The organism is Njordella calcicola (assembly GCF_056494125.1).
The window spans coordinates 2,587,119-2,610,739 of sequence record NZ_CM151396.1; the positions used below are offsets into that span (position 1 = coordinate 2,587,119).

The following is a 23,621-nucleotide window of genomic DNA, read 5'->3' on the forward strand; positions in this document are numbered from 1 at the left end:
GATGCCTGAAACAAAGATTCCTGTCAGCTAAGGCTGTCGTAAAGACGCGCCGCGCCGCTATAATACCGCGACGTGGCTGCGATGGCAGCACGTCGACCAAGCAATATTACCCATGCATTCTAGGAGCTAGCGAAGATGCGTCTTCTTACCCGATTGGCCATCTGCGGTGGATTGCTCATTGCCCTTTTACCCAAACTTTCTCACGCGGACAACGAAATGCCGGAATTCGTACAAAGCATCGAAGGCATCAGCGAGTTTCGACTCGACAATGGATTGCAAGTGCTGCTGTTTCCCGACGATAGCAAACCTACGGTGACAATCAATATGACTGTTTTCGTCGGTTCCCGTCACGAAGGCTATGGCGAAGCGGGAATGGCTCACCTGCTGGAACACATGCTGTTCAAGGGCACTGAGCTCAATCCAGAGATTCCTAAAGCGCTCAAAACACGCGGTGCTCAGTTCAATGGTACGACCTGGTTTGATCGTACAAACTATTACGAGTCGCTCAACGCCACTGACGATAATTTGGAGTTTGCGATCGCTTTAGAAGCGGACCGGCTAGTGAATTCGAAAGTCCGCGGCGAAGATCTCACGACCGAGATGACGGTGGTTCGCAGCGAGTTCGAGCGCGGCGAGGATTCGGCCGAGCGAGTGCTGCAACAACGCCTGTTTGCCGCCGCCTACGATTGGCACAACTACGGTAAGTCGACGATTGGGAATCGCAGCGATATCGAACGTGTACCTATCGACGCACTCCGCCGTTTCTACAAAAAGTACTATCGACCAGACAACGTCATGTTGGTGATCGCTGGCAAATTCGATCCCGAGAACGCCTTGCAGTTGGTCCAGAAATACTTTGGTATCCTTGAAAATCCAGCCGGAGCGATCGATCGCACTTACACGGTGGAGCCACCGCAGGATGGTGAGCGAACAACGGTTGTGCGACGTGTAGGTGACTCGCAATTGGTGGGTACGGCTTACCATATTCCTGCGGGCAGTGATCCGACGTATGCTGCAGTAGATATCTTGGGCACGATATTGGCCGACGAACCCGGCGGGCGCTTGTATAAAGCGTTGGTGGAGACCAAGAAAGCAACCAGTATCTACGGTGGCACCATGGCTCTGCACGATCCGGGTCTGATGTTCTTTCTGTCGGAAGTCCCTAAGGACAAATCTTTGGAGGACGCTCGAGCGACCATGATTGAAACGCTGGAGTCGTCTTTAAAGGAAAATCCCATTACCCAAGTTGAGGTGGACCGCTGCCGACAGCAACTGCTGAAGGCGCGAGAGCTGGCGGCCAGCAATATTACGTCGCTGGCCGTTGAACTGAGCGAGTGGGCTGCCCAAGGCGACTGGCGTTTGTACTTCTTGCACCGCGATCGCTTGGAAGCGGTGACTGTCGCGGATGTACAGAAGGCCGCAGAGTATTATCTCAACGGCCAGAACCGAACCGTCGGTCTATTCATTCCAACTGAAAAGTCAGAGCGTTTGTTGGTTCCTGAGAAACGCGATGTCTCCAATATGCTGGCCGACTACAAAGGACGCGAAGCAGTCGTGCAAGGAGAAGCATTCGAAAACACACCAGAGAATATCCAAGCACGCACGGTCTTTGGCCAATTCCATGACAATTTCCCTTACGCAATTATTCCTAAGAAGAGCCGTGGCGGTTCAGTCAATGTTGTCTTGAACTTGCGTTTTGGCACCGAGGACTCTTTGTTCGGCAAAAGCGCTGCCTGCAGTATGCTGGCGGCCAGCATGCGTCGCGGTTCAGCCAATTACACTTACCAGGAGTTGCGCGACAAGCTGGACGCATTGTTTGCCAACGTAAGCTTCTCTTCACAACCGCAGTTACTGACGGTTCGCATCCAAACCAAGGAGGAGACGTTGGTCGAAGTCCTTTCGGTGGTCGAATCGGTCTTACGACGCCCTGCATTTGATGCCAAAGAGTTCTCGATTGTACGCGACGAGACCATCGTCGAACTCCAATCACAGCTCAGCGAGCCCAACGCGCTTGCGCCCACTGCGGTTGCCCGTGCTTTGAACCAAAAGCCGCGAGGGCACATCCATTACGTTTCGTCAATCGAAGAAGATATCGAAGACTACCAAAAGCTGACGGTCAAGGATGTCCACGATTTGTACCAAAAGCAAATCAGTGGTCAGCACGGGGAACTCGCAATTGTAGGCCAATTTGACCAAGATGCAGTCCTGGCATCAATTAAGCGAATCATTGACGGCTGGAAATCGGAAGTCGCCTTTATCCGCGTTGATCGAGCTGCGAATGTAGCCGTGGCCGGACAAAACATCGTGATCGAAACGCCAGACAAAGCGAACTCGATGTACTATGCACAAAAGCAATTTGCTCTGCGAGATTCCGATCCAGATTATCCTGCACTGACACTTGGAAACTATATCCTCGGTGGCGGCGCACTCTCTTCGCGACTGGGAGATCGCGTGCGACAGAACGAAGGGCTCTCCTATGGCGTAGCCAGCGGCGTGCAAGCTCATCCAATCGACAATCGCGCGGTCTTTACAATCTACGCCATCAGCAATCCGTCAAAACGCGAGCAATTGGTAAGCGTTATTGAAGAAGAAGTACGTAAACTGGTCCAGGATGGCGTCCAATCCGATGAACTAGAGCGAGCGATTGCGGGTTACTTGCAAAGCACGCAGGTCAGCCGAGCGGACGATCGCGGAATTGTCAGTTTGCTGTCCACCAATCTGTTTGCCAAACGCGATATGATGTTTGTGAAGGATCAGGAATCCAAGATTGCCGCTTTGACCGTTGATGAAGTCAATGCAGCGATCAAAAAGTACATTGATCCCGATCGTTTGGTCATCGCGACGGCAGGCGATTTCGCAAGTGCTCAACCAGTAGAAGATTCCGTGGACCCAACGGTCCCTGTGAGTCAGTAAGCTTCATTTCATTTCCCACCTTCCCCCCAACATTCCCATGATCCATCTACAACCGCTCCGCTGGGGCAAACCGTACCAGTCCTTGGAAACGCAGGACGTTATTCATTTCGAAACCGGCGAACCAATTGCAAAAGTTGGTCAAGTCAACGGCGGCATGGTCCAAATGGATATGCGCAAAGCTGCTAACGCGCGGGCGGCATTGAAGTCATTGAGTCCAGCGGAACTGTTGGAGAAAGTCCGCGTCGCAGGCGAATTGTTCGCCAATGGTACGGTCAAAATCGGCGACCAAGATCAGACGGTCGATGACTTTGTACACCAGCAGTCGGCCAGCACAGGCTTGCCGGAGCACATGTGCCGCAGCAACCTCAAAAAGAATGCTTTCGTGCTGGCCAACATGCCGCAAATCTTAGATGCACTAACGCGTGGTCTAGATCTTGAGATTTTCGCTCGCGGGTGGGGGGAAGAAGGACGTGGAGTGATCGTTTCTTACCAATGCCAATCACCCGTTTTGGGCGCTGTACTGCCCAACAACTCACCTGGCGTGCATACGCTCTGGCTGCCTGCGGTTCCGCTGCAAGTCGGCTTGGTTTTAAAACCCGGTTCGCAAGAACCGTGGACACCCTACCGCATGATCCATGCCTTCATCCAAGCGGGAGTTCCTGCCGAAGCGTTCTGCTTGTACCCCGGTGGACATGACGTCGGCAGTGGAATTTTGGGCCGATGCGACAGGTCGATGATCTTTGGAAGTGCTCAGACCGTCAATCAATATGCGGGTAACCCCAAGGTTCAAGCGCACGGTCCTGGTTTTTCGAAGATCCTCTTGGGCGACGATTGTGTTGATCAATGGGAAGACTATTTGGACATGATGGTCGAAAGTATTTTGAGCAACTCCGGACGCAGTTGTATCAATGCCTCAGGCGTTTGGGCCTCACGTCACACCAAAGAAATCGCCGAAGCTCTTGCCCAGCGACTTGGTCCTGTTGAGGTCAAGAGTCCAGGCGACAACACCGCAGAATTAGCAGCCTTTACCAATCCCGCGATGGCAACTGGTACCTGGGCTATGGTCCAGCAGGATCTGGCCGAAAGCGGCGTGATCAATTGCACCGAGAGCTTTGGCGATCGGCTTATTGAAAAGGAACGCTGCGCTTATTTGCGTCCGATGGTGGTCCACGCCGATTCTCCGGCACGGGCTGTGGCAAGCAAAGAGTACATGTTTCCTTTTGCATCCATTGTAAAATGTACGCAGAAGGATATGCTAAAATCTATAGGTCCAACGCTTGTTTGCAGTGCGATCACCAATGACGAGCAATGGATCAGTGAATTAACCGATGCGGTGCATATTGATCGTTTGAATATCGGAGCCATGCCGACCAATCGATTGAACTGGTTGCAGCCGCACGAAGGTAATTTGATCGATTTCTTGTACCGCTCGCGAGCTTATCAAGTCGTACCGCAAACGGCTGTGGTCTAGTTTCTCGCATCGCCTTACGGGATGCACAATTAATGTCAAATGCGGGTCCGCAGAGCAAACAGGTAGACTCGACACAGTTGAACGGACTTGGTGAACTAACCTCGTGCGTAACGGTCGATTCGCAGGTTGCCGCCCCGCTCGCCGCTGGACAATCCGTCGGCAGATATGAAATTCGTTCTGTTCTAGGTAGCGGCGGGTTCGGCACGGTCTACCGAGCTTGGGACAAGGAGCTCAAACGGGACGTCGCCGTTAAAGTTCCGTTGCCCGATTTCGTGCATAGTGTCGAACTAGTTGACCGCTATCTCAGCGAAGCACAACTGATCGCACAGCTTGACCATCCGAACATTGTGCCCATCTTCGACTGCGGGCGTGATGATCACGTTGCATGCTATTTTGTGACCAAGTTTATCGACGGCTATTCGCTCGCTCATACGCTCAGCACACAAGTTTTGGATGTTGGAACTGCCGTCAAGATCTGTCGCGATATTGCTCTAGCACTGCACTGCGCCCATCGCCACGGCATCATCCATCGCGATGTGAAGCCAGGGAATATCCTGTTAGACAGTACAGGCAAGCCAGTCTTAATCGACTTTGGTTTGGCGATGAATGACCAGACTTTTGGCAAAGGCAGCGGCTTTGCGGGCACTCCATCGTATATGAGTCCGGAGCAAGCACGTGGTGAAGGGCATTTAGTCGACGGACGCTCGGACATCTATAGTCTTGGCGTTGTGCTATATCGGATGCTTTCAGGGCGCATGCCGTGTTCTGCTTCAAGTCCACGGGAAGTGCTGGATGCGATTGCGTATCAGGAACCCAAACCGCTTCGCCAAATCGATGATTCGATACCAAAAGAGCTAGAGCGGATCTGTCTGCGCGCGATCGCCAAACGTGCTTCGGATCGCTATACCACAGGCTTGGACTTTGCCGAAGATCTGGACGCGTTTTTAAATCAGTCTGCTGGGACGAAGACTCATGAAGGCTTAGCAACCGAAGTGGATCGGAATGTAAGGTTGCCGGAAGCGACTGCCAGCAAGGTCAATCTTGCTAGCCCGCAGGTTATCCCCAAGGGATTGCGTGCCTTTGATGAAGAAGACGCGGATTTCTTCCTCAGTTTGCTGCCTGGGCCATTCGATCGCTACGGTGTTCCGGAACGCGTACGCTTTCTCAAAAAGATGGTTGAAGAACTGCGAGCCGATCGTGCTGAACCGATCGGAGTGATTTATGGCCCGTCCGGTTGTGGCAAATCATCGCTCATTCGCGCTGGGTTGATCCCGCGCTTATCATCGCAGGTTTGTCCTGTAATGATTGAGTCTACGGGGCACGATACCGAATCGACGCTCTTGCGAGCCTTGCGACGTCTGGACGGTTCCCTGCTGGCAGCGCGAACGATCACCGAGGCGTTCGCCAAAATTCGAACTGGCCAGACGCGTTTGCACCAACGCAAGGTTGTCATCTTCTTGGATCAGTTCGAGCAGTGGCTTAATCCACGCTCAAGCTTCCAAAGGAGTGAACTGGTAGCTGCATTGCGACAATGCGACGGTATACATCTGCAGTGCATCTTGTTGGTCCGTGATGATTTTTGGGTCGCTGTCAGTCGACTGTTGCGCGAAGTGGAAATTGAGGTTCGGGAAGGCCAGAACGCGAGCTTGATCGATCTGTTCGACGAAGGGCACGCTCGATATGTACTAACCTTAGTCGGTCGAGCATACGGCAGCTTGCCCAAATTAGATTCGGAGCTGACGTATTCGCAGAACGCATTCCTTGACCGCGCGATCGAGGATCTGGCTGAGCGCGGGCGTGTCGTCCCTGTTCGTTTGGCAATGTTCGGCCAGATGATGAAGGACAAGCAGTGGTCTGTGAAGAACCTTGAATTTGTCGGCGGTTGCGAAGGAATTGGGGTCGCTTTCCTGAACGAGAACTTTTCCGTGCCAGAAGCACCTTCCCGTCAGAAGCGACATACTGCTGGAGTTCAACGTATCCTCTCCGCGTTGATATCAAAAACGGATTCAGACATTAAAGGCAGCCAGTGCAATGTCGCTCAACTGAAACTCGAAGCAGCCTATCCAGATCAGCGTGAATTCGCTGACTTGCTCAAGTTGCTGGATCACGAACTGCGATTGATTACGCCCGTTGCTCAAGAAGCAGATCCGGAAACAAGCCCCGATGCGGTGGCTTTCGAGCCAACATATCAATTGACGCATGACTACTTGGTCGCTCCAATTCGAACTTGGTTGGCACAGCAACAGCGACGATCGTGGTCAGGACGAGCTCAACTGCGCTTGGAAGAGACGTCGCGATTTTGGTCGGTGCATCACGACAAAAAACTGCTACCTTCATGGTGGGAGTGGGCCTTCATTCGATGGTTTGTTCCTTCTCGAAGGTGGACTGGACCGCAAACTGCGATGATGAAGACCGCGGGGCGGCAACTGGGACAACGTTTCGCATTCTTCACCGTGCTGATTGTCGGAGTTTCGTTGTTGGCGATAACTCAGCTTCGACAGATCGAAGCCAACATTGCGTTTAAGCGGTTGCTGGCGACTCCCGTTCATGCGATTCCAGAGTCTGTTGAAGAATTGAAAGCCAATGGGACTGGTGTGCTGAGCTTGATACAACGTGGCATCGTTGAACGTCCGACGCTTGGCCTTCTTCTGGACACAGAAACGCTGACGGATGAGCAGTTTCGTTTGCGGTTGGCAAAATCAGTGCTCAAGCAAGAACATGATCCGCGTCTATGCCAGGATTTACTATGGCGAGATGCAGAGTCCATTGATGTAGCTCGAGAGTTGTTGTCATTTGAAGACAATCAACGTGACGACTTCTTTTGGAGTGTGCTCGAAGATTTGCATACCGGCCAGGACGCATCCTTAAGGGCTGCGGGATTCTTAGCTTACCGATCGGCAAGTGATCCACGCTGGCCACGGTTTGCACCTCGCATTGCTGCGGCATTGATTGAAGAATCGTTCGCTGCCAGCGAACGATGGGCAAGTTTACTTGACTTGGTCTCAGACTCCATGCTTGATGCCGTGGCGCAACGCATTGTCGCGCAGCCCACTGCTGTCCAGCGTTCACGACTGGTTGCCTTGGCCCGACAGTTTAGTCATGGGGACACAGACAATCTCAAGCAGCTACGTGAATTCGCCAATTCAGCGTCTGTGCAGAAGGTCCAATCACGGGCAGTCGCTGCCGCAGCTTTAGCGGAGTTAGGGGATTGGCAGTCGGTATTAAATTTACTGGAGCAAACGTCCGATCCATCGCTGCGTTCACAAACTATTTCCGAGCTGGAAGCGACGGACTTAAGCTTTGATGATTACCTGCGGAAGTTAAGCGAGCTACAAGCGCCTGAGGCTCGGTCAGGCCAACGCGCTGGGATATTGCTTTGTCTAGGGAATCTGGTCGAGCAAGGGTTGTCCGGCGCGGACCGGCAACGCCTTCTGCAACTGACAGATGAAATCATCGCCGAAGCAAGCGAAACCGAAGAGGCGAAGTCAACGTGCGCTTGGCTGCGCTCGCTGGGAGATCGGCATTTTTCAGCCGCGCAGGATTCTCCGTTGCGCCGAATGATTCGGATGCCACTAGCGGATGTAGCTGCCGTCGAAGGAGAACCTCTGCCTTTCCCATTCCAGATCAGTGCCTGCGAAGTGACCGTCGAAGAATTTTTGCGATTTCGTCCGCAGCATTACTACGACCATCAAACCGCACCGACTACCGATTGTCCAGTGAATGAAGTCACGTGGTTTGATGCGGTGGCTTACTGCAATTGGTTGAGCGAGCAGGCTGGCTTGCCACCCGACCAGTGGTGTTATCTACCCGATGCGTCTGGCAAGTATCAACCCGGGATGATGATTCCTCACGACATCGCTACGAGGCAAGGTTTTCGTTTACCGATGACAGCCGAGTGGGATTATTGTGTCCGTGCTGGAACGCATTCCAAATGGAGTTGGGGCAATGAGCGATCGCTCGCCAACCGCTACGCATGGTCGCTCAGTAACTCGGGCTTGAGAACACATCCAGTTGGATCGTTGCGTCCCAACCCACTAGGTCTATTCGACATGCAGGGTAATGTGTGGGAATGGAGCCACGATACGCCCGACCCATCTGGTACGGAACTGGTCGGCGAGGAGCGGCGCTTCTTGCGAGGTGGTACTTATTTAAATGAAATCGAGCTGATAGGTTGGAACGCCACGATTGCCAACGCCGCTGCTCACAAGACAGGCGCAGATGGCTTTCGAGTTGTTCGGCGAATCTTTGATCAAGAGTAGTTGGGCGACCCGCCATTTGATTCTGTCGCGGATGCTTTTATCTTAGACGACAAGTGAGTCGCCAATCGCTGCGCAAGCCCAATTAACGTCAAGCTTGGGTTTGCGGCAGGAATGGTTGGGAACACAGATACGTCGCAGCAGTACAGGTTATCGTATGCTTCAAACTTAAGATTTGAGTCAACAACTCCGCTGCCATTGGCGGAACATCGCAGCGATCCACCCGCGTGGTGGACTGTGCCTTTGATACCTTCGCTCCACTCCGATTTTATCCAATCCGTCGAAAGTTCCGATGCTGGTATCCCAAGGGCTAACAAGACTTGGTTTCGAACTCGAATCATTTCTTGTTTATAGCATTTTCTACTGGTATTGGGATGAATGCAGATACTTACTTTCTCACTCGCCCCGGAGGCTTGAATCTTGTTCCTGTCGTCCAATTCGCTATCGAAGATAAACTTTAATTCAACAGTCGATGGGTGCGTACTATCGAGCGTGAGGGCTTGCAAGTCGTCGTCGGCATGACGCAGATCCCAGTATTTGGGATTAATCAACACTTCCATGTGATAGGAATGTTCCAGTATGGTCGCTTCTTTATGACGAATCAACAATTTTGCATGCCCATTCAATGCGCCTAACCAAGCCAACGGGCCGGTCGTGGGCAGTTGGTGCTTGTTCTGGTAGAAATAGGCAGGGTGGTCGCTGAAGCCAACGCCGAACAGTGAGTTTGGATCGTTCAGTTGGCTGTTGATTGCAATCTTCGGAGACTCGACGGAGCCACAACATAAGGCAATGAATTTGCCACGATAAGTTCGTTGGCGGCGCGCGACCAGGTCTTGGCAAACAACGCCGGTCACTTTTCGGTCATCGTGCGTCAAATGAGTGATGAAATGATGCAGTGCAACATACAATTGGTGGTAACCAGCGGGGGCGTTATGCCCTAAAGAATCCAGTAGTAAATCAGCAGTGGAGAAACAACCAGTCGATCTCATTAATACGTTTTCAAGTTGAATGGTTCCGTTACTCTTGGAGATATTTGGTTGATGGATCGACCGAGGCAAATCGATGGTTAAAAAGTCCGAAAGAGTAGCGTTTAAATGTTTGACCACGCAGTCTTGAAATGGCCCTAACCGCTCTCGCGACCGAACAAGTCGTTCGGCATGGTCGTATCCCGTCAAACTGTTGGTGTCGGCATTGAGAAAATAGTCTCGGATGGAACATGGCCATTGTTCGCGAAACTCCCAGTCCATCATGCGAGGAATCAGGCCCGACCAATAGACGGACCTGCCGCCAAGATTGAAGGTGACGCCGCCATCGAACCAATCGGTGCATTCACTTCTTATTACATAGTGTCCCAGTCGGTCGCGCTGAACAGGATCCCTATCTTCGCGGGGAAGTTCGTTCATATGAACAGGGTACCTGATACCGCCTGCTTCAATGATTAAAACGCGGTGGCCAAGGTCACTGACTGCGTCGGCCAACACGCCTCCTCCCATGCCAGATCCCAGCACGATAAGGTCAAACTCCTCGGTCTCACGGGGCATTCTGCGCACTAAACGCTGTTCCGCGTCAGTCTCGATGGATACAAAGTTCTCGTAATGATGCGTGTAGGCCGATGGTGTTTGGGCAAATGAAATCGAAGCATCATTCACATAGACCACCGGGCTTTGTTGATTGAGCGTAAACGGCATATGATCGGCGACTGTGGATCGGTCGAGGACTAAAGAGGCCTGAAAGGAAGGTGGGTATTGGTCATACTCAAACACAAATTGCCATTGGCCAAGCTTTACCCGCCCAAAAGAACCATAGATATCACGTGTCTCACCATCGACGCTGGTGCGAGCTGTTATCAAATGCGATGGTCTCCATCGATCGGTTTGAAAGTGAATCTCGTATCCGAACATGACCTCATTGTCGGTGACTTCAACGTATGTATCGCTCCATTCATACTTTCGGTCGTGACCAACTTGCCAGAATACGCCATTGAACAAAAGCTTGTAGAAGAATTCGCCTGAGAAGATCTTTCGCGGCAAGTCGAAATCCCAGCAATGCATCCCATTGATCAGCGAGTATGAGCCAGGTCGATCCACCGTGAAGCTCATTTCGGCGTCGGAACGAAGCGTCAACTGAGTGCTTCCATCATATTTGATGCTCTTGAACCTGAGACGTCGATCTGGAAGATCATCGAATTCGCCTCGCATTCGCTTGGCTTTGATTTCGCGAGGCTCTTCAGGCGGGGCGCTGAGTCCACTATGGTAGAGCCATTTATCATGCACGGATTTTTCGAGCGAGTCTTGGTTCATGGAATTCCCGTATTAAGCTCTGCTTCTAAAGAGTTCTGACTCCTTGGAGTCAATCGGATCGCTCGGAAAACTAGATTGCCGGAGAGTGGCAGAAGCTATTATACACAAAGCCTAAGCAGCATGGCGATGGGCGTAGGACATCTGCCAGCCCAAGCGATCTGCGATCGCTTCAGCGGCGTTGACAGAAGCGTTCGACCCGCCACATTTGATGTGAACTTCTTCTAAGTCCAGGATTTGTTGCTTTCGAGCCAGTTCACTTTCCATCAGCTTTGACATGGAGTCGACGATCGGTGAAACCACCGAGGTTGAACGCCCAACTGCAATGTACTCCGGAACAATCTCGCGGTCGGCGATAATATTGGGCAGGGTTATGTATTTGACCGACGAGAGCATTTTGCCCAAACGATAGGTTGTGTGAGAGGCGTGGTACAGTACGCAAGCTGGCTTGCGGCGAGCGAGCAATTCAAGGGAAACCGAGCCGCTTTTCATCAACACACAAGTGCTCGCTTCAATCGCTTCGCTAGTCTTGGCGATGTGAATTTGGATTGGCAATTCACGCTGGCCAGCACGTTGATAGATCGAATGGCAAAGCTCTGCATGCTTTTCATTCAAGCAGGCAATATCGAATACAAAACTTGGAAATCGGCGGTGAAGCGATTCGATGATCTTAAGCTGTAGGGGCCAGATGGATTGCAGTTCGCGTCGACGTGAGCCAGGAAGTACAGCCACGCGTTGAGGGTTATCATCGCGGAGTTGCTGAATCCAAGCTTGGTCTAGCGGATGGTTCAAGACATGCTCAAAGAAAGGGTGCCCGACCAGTGGAGCGTCCAGGCCGTGCTGTTGAAAGTATTCCTGTTCCATGGGTAACGCGCACAGGACATGATTCACGCTGCGTTTCATCTTGTGAATGCGCCACTGGCCCCAAGCCCACAGTTGAGGAGGCATGTAATAAAAGACAGGGATGCCAGCCTTACGAGCTTCTGCAGCAATGTGCCAATTGAATCCAGGCATATCGACCAAAACGACTGCATCGAAAACCTCGGATCGGAAGGTCGATTTGGCTTGGTCTTTTAACCGAAAGAATTCTCGTAGTTTCGGCAATACCTCCACAAAGCCGACTACTGCCAACTGCGTTAGATCATAGTCTTGTTGAAAGCCCGCTTGGACCATCTTTGGCCCGCCAAATCCGCTCACTTGCAGCGACGGATCAATGGACTTGAGCTGACGGATAAGGCCAGATGCATGCAAGTCTCCGCTGGGTTCGCCGACTGAAAAGTAAATTTTGCGAGCCATAATTTGTTCGTGCTTTCGACGACGCAAGGGGAAGATGGACTTTCGAAGTTACGCGACCGCAGTGGATAAGTAAGGATCTGCCTGCAAACGTTGCTCAATTGCCTGTTGCAGCGGACGAGGTAGGGTAGCAAGATCGACTTGAAGTTTCTCGAAAGCGTGGGCAATGATATCCAGTTGTTCGCTGGCAGATGTTGCATCGTTCAAAAACAGGACATGTCGCTTGGCCAAACGGCAGAGACCACTGGAAAGACCGTCGCCGTGGACGAAACGCAGTTCGACATTCATGGCCGATAGCCTGGATACAGCAATGGTTACCAAGTCAATTGTATGCATCGATATTTTGATCCTTGTTTACCAGCGACTCAGTTTACCTATGGCATGCACGCTCGCCGGTTCAAATCAAACTAGTCGATTCGGCTTGACGTTCCCAGAGAGCTTTTCGTATCACTTGACCGGCATCTAACCAACCCAACATTACCTAATTTGTCATTTCGTCGCTATCGCGATTTTTCAGTCGTAGCGTCGAGGCGGAAATCATGTCTGAATTGCCCGTGAATATTCAAGAACTGCAGGAAAAACTGGCTTCGTTAGAACAACTGGCGGCCGTCGGAGAATTGTCTAGTACGGTTACTCACGAGTTCAATAACGTACTGATGACGATCTTGAATTATGCCCAACTGGGACTGCGGCACAAAGACGAAGCGACGCGGGATAAGGCGCTGCAGAAAATCCACGAAAGTGCGACACGCGCGGCCAAAATCTGCGCCACAGTCCTGTCGCTGTCTCGGACCGGAAATGCTGAACAGTCCAATGCAAAACTTGATGAGATCATCAGGGATTCGCTGGTGTTGCTCTCTCGGGAAATGCAAAAGTATCGGATTTTCATCGAACCGCAAATCGAAGCAGTCCCCGCAGCAGCGATTGAACCCTCAAAATTCCAGCGCGTGCTACTGAATTTACTGACCAACGCTCGTCAAGCGATTGGAGAAAGGGGCACGATTACCATCAAGCTGGCGTATGACGCTCAAAGTGCGCACGTTATTTGCTCTGTGAGAGACACAGGTTGCGGTATCAACCCGCAATCTCTGCCGAAGATTTTCGATCGATTCTACACCACGAAAAATGGCCCCGATTCGTCGGGGAAAGGTGGGACTGGACTCGGGTTATCCATGTGCCGTGAAATCATCGAAGGGGCTCAAGGCAGGATTCGCGTAGAAAGCGCCGTTGGCAAAGGGACCGCGTTTACGATTCGCTTGCCAATCGCCAAAATCAACGAGCAAACCGTCCGGCAAAGCGCCTGATCGCCACGCGATAGGATGACTGACGCAACTGCTCATGTTAGGCTATTTGGTCGAACGCTTTGCCATAACGACATTGAGAACGCTCCACAGGAATAGGCTTCATGAGTCAACTGCCAGATGATCTTTCAAATCTCTTCCATTACGCGGCAATCGCCAAACAAGCTGCACGGGAAGCCGGCGAAGTGCTAAGGTCGATGTTGGATACCGCCAAGGTACACGAAAAATCGACCAAGGATTTAGTCACCGACGCAGATGTTGCGGCTCAGCAGATTATTCAAGACATCTTGCTCAAAGCATTTCCGAGTCACGGATTTGTTGGCGAAGAAGAAGACGCTGCCAAAGATTTTTCAACGATGGCCGGACGCTTGTGCTGGGTCGTTGATCCGATCGATGGCACCGCGAACTACGTGCATCACATGAACAACTTCGCGGTTTCTATAGCGCTGGTGGAAAATACGAAACCCCTGGTGGGCGTCGTTTACGATCCGATGGCTGATGAAATGTTTTATGCCGTACAAGGGCAAGGAGCTTGGCTGAACGATCGTTTGATTAAGCCTTCCAGTTGTGTTCGAATGGATCAAGCATTGATTGCAGCTAGTTTTCCGCCCAACATCCAACGTGAAGCGATCGAAATCGCCCAGTTCGTGAATGTCTTGGTTTCCGCGCAAAGCGTTCGGCGGCTTGGTTCCGCCGCGCTGAATTTATGTTTTGTCGCTTGCGGACGGCTGGATGGATATTGGGCCGGCAAGGTGCGGCCTTGGGACATTGCAGCCGGAGTCCTAATCGTCGATGAAGCTGGCGCTTTCTTGACCGCCCGCAATGGTCGTCCATTTCAATTGGAAGAAGATAACCTTGCGGTGGCTTCCTCACGCGAACTGCATTCCCAACTGCTAGAAGCCTTAGAGGCAGTCTAGCCGTCATTCGACTGCGTCCAGCATGTCCCGGTTTTCGTCCTCCCCTTGACGTCGCAGCATGCGCTCCAGGAAGGAATCCGGCATATTCTTTAGCAGTTGAGCGCTATCGGTCTTGCCAAGCACTGGAGTGAACACGGCATCGTTTGCTCCTTCATCGGTCCAGCGTGCCGAAAGCCCCGCAGATCGATAACTGATCGATAACTCATGCTTAGTAGGTAACACCTTCGCTTCAAATTGTGAACCACCATAACTTTGCAGATAATCATTCGCATACAGCAGCTTGCCAGTTTCTAAGTCTACAAGCGCAATCGATGCACTGTTCGTACGCCGTGCTCCACGGTCAAGCCTCAAACGCATCAGTCGTGTCAGCACAAAGGCTGGCGCTATTCGCGGTTGGTGGATCGGGAAACTAAAATAGGATTCAATAGGTTGCTCCCAAATCGGCTGCCCATTTTCGGCATCAATAGCCAAGATTGGACCATACGCATTCAAGAACTCTTCCGACTCACGATCCAATACGTCCAGCCGCATGTTCAACGCATATCCCAAGATCAGAATGCGATTTTGGAATTGTTGCAGTCGTAGGTGATTAAGTTTGAAGTTGCATGGGAATTCATAAGCAAACTGAGTTCGGTCCTTAATGTTCCAATACTTCAATCCGCTTTCACCCCAAATGACCAAGCGATCGTGAAGTAGATCGGCTTTGTCGCCATTGGGTGTCGTGGTGGAGAATATCGACTGACCTGACTCGCTGCTGTACAGCTCGAAAACCATTTGACCGTCACCTAGGTTCTTATACGTAATGAATTCGTCGTCTGTCACGGCCCAAACATCGCCGACAAATGCCAAGCGGCTTCCATCAATGATTTCTCCATCCCGAGCGTCCAAAGTTAAACGCCGTTTACCATTAGGATCAATGACGTATATTCGTCCATCCTTGTAAGATAGCCAAGGATTAGATACCAAGCCGTCTTTACCATTGACGCTTAGCCCCTCGAAAATCTTTGAGCTAACCGTCCAGATCTGCTCGCCAGTCAAATAATCCAAACAGTGGATCGATTTAGAAGTCGCTGTCACGATCCCGTAAGGACCAGCGGGAACAACCGAAACGGCACCGCTATCGCGCGGCTTTTCCGCTCCGAAGTCCCATTGCTGTCGACGCATAGCAGCCGCAGACTGAAACGCGGGTGTATCGGCCCCAACTTTTTCTTGCCAAACAATGGAGCGGAAATCAGAGAAGTCGCTTTGCGCGTAATCGAATGCTTCCACCGGTCGCTGAGCTGCTAGGGTATCGATCGCTAACAGTTCACCACCGCGCTGCAAGAGAACTAGGGAGTTGATATAGGAACTGGTAAAATTCTGATTGCTGTTTTGGTTCGGAATTGCATCGATCGAGACCATGATCTTTGATTGATAGGTTGGATCACTGACCAGTATGCCGCTGGTGGTGATTTGCGTGTCCCAACCCTTCAATGCGTTTCCGAATACCGTGTGCTGCTTGGAAGCAAATCCGCCGGATTGGGCGCTGAAGCTGAATTGTTCTGACTCATTCACCTCAACCTTGCCACTGGGCCACGGTTGCTGGTCAGTGTGCAAGGCCGAGTATTCTTCAAGCGTAATTTGAGGTCTGGCATCCGATGGATTGATCCAGCCTTCGATGCGTTCCAGATTGACGTCATCGATACTGGTGCCCGTATCCTTTGCAAGCCGAATCTCCGGGAATCCATTGAACACTTTAGAGTTCAATAAAATCGAATCGTCCAGCTTCGCGACTTCAGCGACAGGAATCATCAGTTTTGCAGCGAGCTGCGCAACCGTATAAGTTCTGCCTACGTCTCGGTAGATAAACAATTGCAATAGCTCTGAAGTTCGCTCAATTTCTAGCCGTAGTTCCGAGTCCTCTAGGCCTGCTGCAAGGCTCGACGCGTGAACTGCTGATCGTTCTGCTTTGAGATATTCCTTGGATGCATACTCCTGAACTGCCCGGTATAGCTTTAATTGAGCAGTCGCTGGTATCCAATGCGCATATCGCTCGATCAGCGACGTGGAACCGATCAAAACGGACTTCTGATGTAGCCTTTGGAGTAATCGATGTGAGGCCGCCGATCTGGCACCTGCCGACGCCGTCTCGAATAACCGATCAAACGTAACCGCAATCCAATGCTCCTCAAGGGCATAGCGATGAGCTGTTAGTTCGATACGTTTGGCTTGTGCCAAATCATTGGCATGTAACCCATCGGACTTGAGCAACGCCAGCGAGACGAGTCGCTCGAGTGCTTCGTCGCTCTGGTTGCGAGCGATCAAGCCTCGAATCAAATATAGCAAGTACTTATCTCGCTCGGGTCCAGCCTCCATCAATTCGTTGATCTGAGTCACTTTCGGAAAATAAACTTCAAAGTCTTGGTCTATCGCGGACATGGCAATCTTACGCATCAGTGCTCTAACGTCCGGTTCCGCAGGAGACTTCTGATAAGCCGTCAAAGCTAAATCGAAAGCGGCCGCTAAATCTGACTCCGACAGCGCGATTTCCGCTTGCCGCGCAATGACCAGCGCCGAATCCTCTTGTCCCGCTAGATCATTCTGCAAGCGTAATTTCACTTGATCTCGAATCGGGTAACAAGTCACCGAGACAGGGCTGATGGATATCAAGGAATCTTGCGTTGCAATCAAGTTGCCAACGTTTGTTTCCACTGACATGAAAGAAATAATCTGACCATTGGTCGAATCGACTTGAACAATCTTCCTAGCCGACGTTGGCACCAACAATTGATTTCCATTTCGCACCAATCGGCCTGTGACGACGCCGTGCTCTTTCAATTCGGCGGTCCATTGCAGTTTGCCGGTCATGAGATCCAACGCGATAATCGAATTTCCTGCAGAAGCAATCAACGATTTATCCGCAATACAACCTATGTATTGAACGCGCCGGTCAGTGGCATTCCATAACACTTTGCCCTTGAACAGATCGACTGCAAAAAGGCCCGTTCCGTCTGGCGGCGCGTAGACGGCAACGCCATTATTTACGACCACCGAGACATCCGACGAACGAAAGTCCAGGGGCTTAAAGGACGACCCTTGCGATACTCCCCAAACATTAGGGCGATTGCTGATGGCTGTCTCGCGGGATTTTTCATATCGAGTTGACCACAGCAGGGACCGGCCAACTAAATCGACTGCCACGAGTTCGTTACTGAGTGTTGGGCACAGAAGCACGCCCGCATGAAAGCTGGGGCTGCATCCGAAGTTGCGGCGTACGTTGTCGCTGGCGATCGTAAAAGCGTTATTCGCAGCCAGTTGTTGCTGCCACAGGACTTTGCCAGAATCGGGATTCAATGCAAATAACAATAATTCGCCATTCAATTCACCGATCACATACAGTTCGCCATTTACCGGCAACGGCGGTCCTAAGAACAACACATTTGCCAATCGAGGGTCCGCCAATCCATTGTCGCCGCCAACTTCCCAAGCCAAGCTAGCTTGGCGTTCAATGCTGTAGGCTTGCAAGACATTGTAGCTTTGGCGAGGCATCCGAGTCGCAATCATCGCGTTGACGCCACGTTGTAAGCTTTCCGCTGTATCGATCGATGGCTGTTCAACCACCGCGTAGATATAGTTATTGTCGGCTGTCAGTTGTCCAGTCGCTTGTTGCCCCCAAATGCGTTGCACAAGGTCTTCCTGCAATGGCAATCGCGAATCATCGTTCTCCATGTATTCCTGCCCGACATAACGAGGCATGCCGGCAAACGCACTGACCCATTCCAAAGCACCGGTTTGCAAATGGATCGCATGTATGCGTTGATCGTATGTCATCACAATCAAGTACGGAGGAACGACGACTCCAGAACGTGAAGGGATCAACGATGCGGATAGTCCGCGTTCAGATTGCTGGTTGATCGTTTCAATGGCACGCTCTTCATGACGACTGGACTCGTGCAACAAAGAATGCCATGAAACAAAAGGAAGAGGCAAGCCCGCGAAGGTATCTGCGTTACGGTCAGGACTGCCGCCTTGGACGCGCGGGGTCGATTGCTTCTCAGATCGTCGAACTAGCGAATTGATATCCAGTACTGCCAACGTTTCATCCAACTTTTTCAGATCATAAGTCGTCGATTGAACATCGACCTTTGCTACCTGGTACAGTTCGCTGGCTTTTGTCAGCACGCTTTTGGCTAATCCGGGTTGCCCGGCTGCCTTCCAAGCCGCAGCGGCTGCGATGCCCAACTGCGGTCCAAAGTTCTCGCGAGCAACTCGCCATTCCATCAAACTTTCCCAGCGGCTCGCGGCCCAAGCAGGATTGCCGATCGCCAATTGGTGTTCTGCCGCCAAATAAGCTGCTTGACGACCGAAGTCCGTCATCGGGTATTTGCCAGCAAGCAGATCGATCGCTTTCCAGTCGCTAGCCGGGGCCGCCTCGTTGAAGATCTTTTCAGCTTCTATTCCATATCGCAGTTCAATAGTCGCCTGCCCCGCGTCAGGGATGCTGTTGAAGAGTTCTTTAGCGCGTTGGTGAGCTGTTTTCTTAAAAGCTCCAGCCGTTGCGGGTAAGAAGTAGTCTTGACCGCCGCCTTCCAAACGGTTCGATTCCGTTTCTAGTCCTAACACCAGCCCCAAAGCCTTGGTCGCGACGCTCCAGTTCGATTTTTCAATTTCACGTTCCGCTTCGCGCAGCAGGCGCTCGATCTCACGAGGCGGTTCGATCAGCGACGACGACTCACCGACTTGATCTTGAAAGAACAGTTGAGCGTACGTTGCAGCATGATGGATGGTCGTTAGCCAAACGCAGAAAGCGATCGTGAACACCTTGGGCCATCGGCTATCGAAACAAGCGTTTCGTGTCATTTGCGTCAAATCCTTCATCTGCTACCTGCGGTTTCGTCGTGCGATTTGCAACATATCGATCGTAGCGATTATAGCAAAGATTCCATTTACGATCAGTCGGAACTGGATGTTGTTTTTTGCAAAATCTCAAGCTGCACGACGGTAAACAGCAAGCTAGACTTTCGATGAAGAGTCTCCGATGGAGTCCCCTACTGTTCAATGCCGAGCTCATCTGATGAAGAAAACACAAACTCGAAATCGCTGCTTAACTCCAGCGTATGACCTGGAAGCGTCCCCCGTTTTGGACAGCCAGCAATTGCTGCAACGCTGCGAACAATCGCTGGAAAGGGCGCAGCAGTTGTTGAAGGAATTTGTCAGCGGCAATCAAAACGATTTGAACGAACTAGATCGAGCTCTGTCTTGCGGGGATGTTGCTCGGGTCGCGTCGATGGCTTATCGTATTGGCCGCAAAGCTGACGAGTTGGGGGCCAAGCAAACGCAAGTAATCTCCCAAGCGCTCGAGAGTAATTGCCGCCGCGGACAATATGAATCGCTGCCGCTATACGTCGCTCAGTTTCGTCACAGCCAATCGAACTTGCAGAACGCTGTGAAGCAGTTTTGCAAGGTCAGCGTGAATTAAAACAAATCCCTCTGAAGGCGGGACTACGAACGGCGGAACTAAGACGCATTACTTTTGCACTGATGAAGGGGCATGCCTTCGTTCACCAATTGCAGAAAATTATTGGGCCGGCATCGGGGCTTGTGAGCTGCTCTTGCTGGGTGCCACGCGCGCGGCGATCGCAAAGGCCGCAGCCCTTAAATTGCGAATCTGTTCCCAGTCAGTCTTATAGGAAACCATTGCAAATTGCTGACTGCCGCTGCCACCATACGTCGTCTCCAAGCCGGTGCCCTTCCAATCGAAGCTTGCAAAAGTCTCGCGAATCGCTTCCACAATCGCTGGATCTAGGTTGTGTGGCACTCCTAGGACTCCTGGCGGATACGATTTCGATTCGTAGATGATGCGGAAGCTTTCCGCAGTTATTTCCTTGTCGCTAGCGACCATACGCTCCAAGATATCGCTAGCCACTGCAGCTACCTCGAATTCGCCCGACACGACGCCGCGGATAGAATTCTCATGGCTTTGCGAAAGACCGAATTTGTAATCTTTGTCTAACTGCAGCTTGAATTCGTTTGCCAGCAGCACAATCGGTGCGATGCAACCGCTATTGGATTTTGGACGAGTCAACATTAAACGCTGACCTTTCACGTCCGTCAGCTTTTGGATCGAACTGTTGGCAGGAACAATGAACAGCATCTTGTAACCGTATTCACCTTGCTCGTCCGCGAAGCACGCCATAGGAACAAAGCCAGCTTGATTCACTGCGGATTCAACTTCGCCAGTTCCAAAAGCGGTGATGTGAAGTTCGCCGGTTCGCATCGCTTCCATTTGGGCTTCCAATCCATCGAAGATGACTTCTTCGGTTGGCAATCCTGTCTTCTCTGAAATCGCTTTGAGAAACTCTTGCCAAGTTACATCACCATTGGTCGCATCGCTTTGGCTGATATAAGAAAACTTCAGCTTTTCAGGCTTGAGTAGTTTGGCGGCATCTTGCGGGGCATCGGCCACCATGTCACCATCGCTGTCCACATAGGAGTTGGCTAGCATCTGGCCAGCCTGTTGTTCCCCCAACAGTCGCCATAAAGTGACCTTTTCAAGATCGTCCAAGGCATCTTTCTCCAGGCGATTGCTGTACGCTGAAACGCCAGCGGCAATCAAGGCCACAGGAATAAGTGCGGCGATAACGCGGGTCAATGAAAACTTACGAGCTGATTCAGCAGTTTCGACTTCGGACATAAGAAACCACAGGGCCTGTTAAATAGAGTGCTTAAGATCGTGCCGTTATTAATTCTTCAGATCTCTTTGGCGAGGACCCGGCGGTTTGTGTGCAGGGCGAAAGAGAGCTAGCACATGTTCATCGCTCATGGCAAGTCATGTACCCTTTAGCATAACGCTGAAGGGCAATAACGCAACGTAGCGAATGTGAATATTTTGCGGCAATTACAGCTATTTTACGTCCGCGATGCGAACAATTCGCTCTGCCAAGATGGATCGCTGGTTCAAAAGAGTATGCATTCCTCGGCGGCCGTGGATCGCGACCGGTTGCTGCAGGTAGCCCCGTAGATTCAATCCCGGCGTCGCTTCGACATACGCTACCAAACGACCTGCATCATCGGTGATCGCGAATTTCGGATAGTCCGATCGATCACTGTGCACCGAAACCAGCCAACCCGACGCATCCGCGGCTTGAATGATGTCGCGAACAGCCGCAGGATCTCTCATGCTAACGCTGTCGGAAACATTGCCCGCAGTGCTAGATTGAAAAGAAGCTGGCTGGACCGCGACCCGCCGATCGTTCCACTGGCCATTGTCAATTGGTGAAGTGTCAATTGGTGAAGTGTCAATTGGTGAAGTGTCAATTGGTGAAGTTACCCCGCCAAAGGAATCTCCGGTCGCAGTTCGCTCATGGCTGACAATTCGATTGGAGTTCGCTCGCATCCATCTCGCTCGGAAATTCTCAAACTCATCAATGCGTTCTAGCAGCAGCCTCGCTTCGCCCCGCACGATCGGATCGTGACCGATTTCAATCAAATATTCTACGTCTTGGCGCAGGGGGTTTAACTGCCATTGCTCGGTTGGCAGAGCGACGATCGCCGTCAGCTCTGCCGCTGCGCGTCGAAGCTCGATATCGCTTAAGGGTAGTTCCGCTTGGAAGTCAGGACGGGTCAAACTGCCTTGATCACGCGATGTAGGCGTTGAAGTTTGCAGCAACGAGCCTTGCCCATTACTCGAATTGCCCCCGCCGGTTGCAGGTCTCCGCGACCAATCATCCGCTCCGGTGGGCGACTGGACATCCAGTTCTAAATCATGCGATGGAACACCGCGTACCGGCAAGCCTTGCCAAGGCCCTTCGGATTGGGCCGCCTTTGGCTTTCCGAACAATGGTTCACGGTCGTTGATCGCACTGCGCAGCGGTGTCCCCAAACTGATCTTGGCCGGGGTGGGCACCATACGCTCGGAACCAGCTTGCAGGTGCGCGCGAGTTTCATCTAAGGACTCACGCAAGGATCGCCGAGCGTCGCCTAGGCGATCAATTAAAATGGAATCGTCAACTTGAGAAGGATCGATGGATCGCACTGGCCTCGGTAAACGGTCTAATCGGCTAGGCAATGAACCGATACTGGCAGCATGGCTCATGGCTGGCACAGGTCCACAGGTCGAGCAAGTCGCTAATCCACATCCGCCACAAACGCCAACGCCCGGCAGTGGTTCCGCTTCCACGATTGCGAGCCCAATTAAACTTAGCAGTCGGCTCACAGGGCGCAAGCGATGTAATGGACGAGCATACTCTGCTTCACAAGCGGAACAGGTCATTCCGCCGCTGCAACTTGGGCAACTTCCGTCATGCAACAATGACATGCCATCGATAGAACTGTCATCGTAAACGATGCCTTCGTGCATCGGCAATGCATCGAGGATGCTGCCATCTTCCGAAAGGATGCTGCCGTTGGACAAGTTCCATAATCCTGAGTCGTCGTGACTCACGATGACTTCGCCTGGCCCTAGCACCACGGGCTGCGACTGGACATTGGTAATGATGCTCGAAGCTTGTTGTACTTCAGAGCCAGACTGCTGGCTTGCCGCTTCGACGGTTTGCTTCGGTGCAGAGGCTTGTTCTGGCTCGCGAGGCGTTTTTTTCACCAACGTGTACTTCGGAGGCTTGCTGGATAGTTCACTTGCTTTGACCCAGCGAAATTCGCCAGGCGGTGGATCGATCTTGTACCAAGCACGAGTGCGACCATCGCTGAGCTTTTGCAGGAACTGGCCTTTTACAGCAACCTGTTGCGTTGGCTGCAATTTGATTTGCCACTGGAACTGGCTGCGATCTTTGGCATCGGTGTGAATCCAAGCAGGTGTCGGTGTGTCGATAATCTCAGCTAGATGGCCGCCTGGTAACAGGTGCGCGTACTGAGCGGCCACCCAATCGTACTGACGAGCTGGCGGTCGAATCGCAATCCACTGATCTGCGATGGCACCGTAAGCTTCTACGACATCGCTGCGACTCAGCGTTCCCGTCGAGTAAGCATCGCTAGCCGGACTGGACATTGTGTCTGTCGTCGTGCTGAGAACATACATGGTTCGCGGTGATTCGAACTTTTCAAACTCGGCCGCACAGGCTTGCGTGGAAGCAAACATGGTCAGAAATGCCAAGCATGCGTAGCGGCAGGCGGTCTTGATGATGTTGTTCCAGCTATTCTTGCTTGCCACGTGTGTTGTTGAACGATTCATCATCGAT

The 23,621-nt window shown here is 51.8% G+C and carries 12 protein-coding genes; 6 read left to right on the plus strand and 6 right to left on the minus strand.

Annotation, left to right across the window (positions count from 1 at the left end; genetic code table 11):
• Positions 1-135: 135 nt before the first annotated feature.
• Genes SH302x_RS09705 through SH302x_RS09715 form a run of 3 tightly spaced genes read left to right on the plus strand, consistent with a single transcriptional unit; the run spans position 136 to position 8,643 of the window.
• Complete coding sequence (locus SH302x_RS09705; protein WP_479368527.1) at positions 136-2,913, plus strand: M16 family metallopeptidase; 2,778 nt, start codon at positions 136-138, stop codon at positions 2,911-2,913.
• 37 nt (positions 2,914-2,950) lie between these two features.
• A complete protein-coding gene (locus SH302x_RS09710) occupies positions 2,951-4,384 on the plus strand; it encodes an aldehyde dehydrogenase family protein (protein ID WP_479368528.1) in 1,434 nt (477 codons plus the stop codon).
• 32 nt (positions 4,385-4,416) lie between these two features.
• A complete protein-coding gene (locus SH302x_RS09715) occupies positions 4,417-8,643 on the plus strand; it encodes a bifunctional serine/threonine-protein kinase/formylglycine-generating enzyme family protein (RefSeq protein WP_479368529.1) in 4,227 nt (1,408 codons plus the stop codon).
• Here the strand turns inward: SH302x_RS09715 and SH302x_RS09720 are convergent.
• The 3 genes from SH302x_RS09720 to SH302x_RS09730 form a co-directional block, all read right to left on the minus strand.
• Positions 8,634-10,940: a GMC oxidoreductase gene (locus tag SH302x_RS09720; RefSeq protein ID WP_479368530.1), complete on the minus strand. Its 2,307-nt coding sequence runs from the start codon at positions 10,938-10,940 to the stop codon at positions 8,634-8,636. The genes SH302x_RS09715 and SH302x_RS09720 overlap by 10 nt on opposite strands.
• 111 nt (positions 10,941-11,051) lie before the next feature.
• Entirely contained in the window at positions 11,052-12,233 is a 1,182-nt protein-coding gene (lpxB, locus tag SH302x_RS09725; protein WP_479368531.1) for a lipid-A-disaccharide synthase, read from the minus strand.
• 48 nt (positions 12,234-12,281) lie between these two features.
• Positions 12,282-12,566 (minus strand): hypothetical protein, encoded by a 285-nt coding sequence (locus tag SH302x_RS09730; RefSeq protein ID WP_479368532.1) that lies wholly within the window; start codon positions 12,564-12,566, stop codon positions 12,282-12,284.
• Between the two features lie 203 nt (positions 12,567-12,769).
• On the opposite strand from SH302x_RS09730, the gene SH302x_RS09735 reads away from it, so the two are divergent.
• Together SH302x_RS09735 and SH302x_RS09740 are read left to right on the plus strand one after the other, a co-directional pair.
• Positions 12,770-13,534 (plus strand): sensor histidine kinase, encoded by a 765-nt coding sequence (locus tag SH302x_RS09735; protein ID WP_479368533.1) that lies wholly within the window; start codon positions 12,770-12,772, stop codon positions 13,532-13,534.
• A gap of 101 nt (positions 13,535-13,635) precedes the next feature.
• The gene (locus SH302x_RS09740; protein ID WP_479368534.1) at positions 13,636-14,448 is read left to right on the plus strand and encodes an inositol monophosphatase family protein; all 813 of its coding nucleotides are present in this window, start codon (positions 13,636-13,638) and stop codon (positions 14,446-14,448) included.
• 3 nt (positions 14,449-14,451) lie between these two features.
• Here SH302x_RS09740 and SH302x_RS09745 read toward each other — a convergent pair whose 3' ends face one another.
• A complete protein-coding gene (locus tag SH302x_RS09745) occupies positions 14,452-19,287 on the minus strand; it encodes an outer membrane protein assembly factor BamB family protein (RefSeq protein WP_479368535.1) in 4,836 nt (1,611 codons plus the stop codon).
• A gap of 178 nt (positions 19,288-19,465) precedes the next feature.
• On the opposite strand from SH302x_RS09745, the gene SH302x_RS09750 reads away from it, so the two are divergent.
• Entirely contained in the window at positions 19,466-19,906 is a 441-nt protein-coding gene (locus SH302x_RS09750; RefSeq protein WP_479368536.1) for a hypothetical protein, read from the plus strand.
• 99 nt (positions 19,907-20,005) lie between these two features.
• On the opposite strand, the gene phnD is transcribed toward SH302x_RS09750, so the two are convergent.
• Both phnD and SH302x_RS09760 read right to left on the minus strand, forming a co-directional pair.
• Positions 20,006-21,121: a phosphate/phosphite/phosphonate ABC transporter substrate-binding protein gene (gene phnD, locus SH302x_RS09755; protein ID WP_479368537.1), complete on the minus strand. Its 1,116-nt coding sequence runs from the start codon at positions 21,119-21,121 to the stop codon at positions 20,006-20,008.
• Between the two features lie 210 nt (positions 21,122-21,331).
• The gene (locus SH302x_RS09760) at positions 21,332-23,617 is read right to left on the minus strand and encodes a hypothetical protein (protein ID WP_479368538.1); all 2,286 of its coding nucleotides are present in this window, start codon (positions 23,615-23,617) and stop codon (positions 21,332-21,334) included.
• Positions 23,618-23,621: the final 4 nt, after the last annotated feature.

Bases quoted from the DNA above. Each gene is read 5' to 3' on its own strand.
- SH302x_RS09705 (WP_479368527.1), top strand. From the start codon at position 136: ATGCGTCTTCTTACCCGATTGGCCATCTGCGGTGGATTGCTCATTGCC.
- SH302x_RS09710 (WP_479368528.1), top strand. From the start codon at position 2,951: ATGATCCATCTACAACCGCTCCGCTGGGGCAAACCGTACCAGTCCTTG.
- SH302x_RS09715 (WP_479368529.1), top strand. From the start codon at position 4,417: ATGTCAAATGCGGGTCCGCAGAGCAAACAGGTAGACTCGACACAGTTG.
- SH302x_RS09720 (WP_479368530.1), bottom strand. From the start codon at position 10,940: ATGAACCAAGACTCGCTCGAAAAATCCGTGCATGATAAATGGCTCTAC.
- lpxB (WP_479368531.1), bottom strand. From the start codon at position 12,233: ATGGCTCGCAAAATTTACTTTTCAGTCGGCGAACCCAGCGGAGACTTG.
- SH302x_RS09730 (WP_479368532.1), bottom strand. From the start codon at position 12,566: ATGCATACAATTGACTTGGTAACCATTGCTGTATCCAGGCTATCGGCC.
- SH302x_RS09735 (WP_479368533.1), top strand. From the start codon at position 12,770: ATGTCTGAATTGCCCGTGAATATTCAAGAACTGCAGGAAAAACTGGCT.
- SH302x_RS09740 (WP_479368534.1), top strand. From the start codon at position 13,636: ATGAGTCAACTGCCAGATGATCTTTCAAATCTCTTCCATTACGCGGCA.
- SH302x_RS09745 (WP_479368535.1), bottom strand. From the start codon at position 19,287: ATGACACGAAACGCTTGTTTCGATAGCCGATGGCCCAAGGTGTTCACG.
- SH302x_RS09750 (WP_479368536.1), top strand. From the start codon at position 19,466: ATGGAGTCCCCTACTGTTCAATGCCGAGCTCATCTGATGAAGAAAACA.
- phnD (WP_479368537.1), bottom strand. From the start codon at position 21,121: ATGTCCGAAGTCGAAACTGCTGAATCAGCTCGTAAGTTTTCATTGACC.
- SH302x_RS09760 (WP_479368538.1), bottom strand. From the start codon at position 23,617: ATGATGAATCGTTCAACAACACACGTGGCAAGCAAGAATAGCTGGAAC.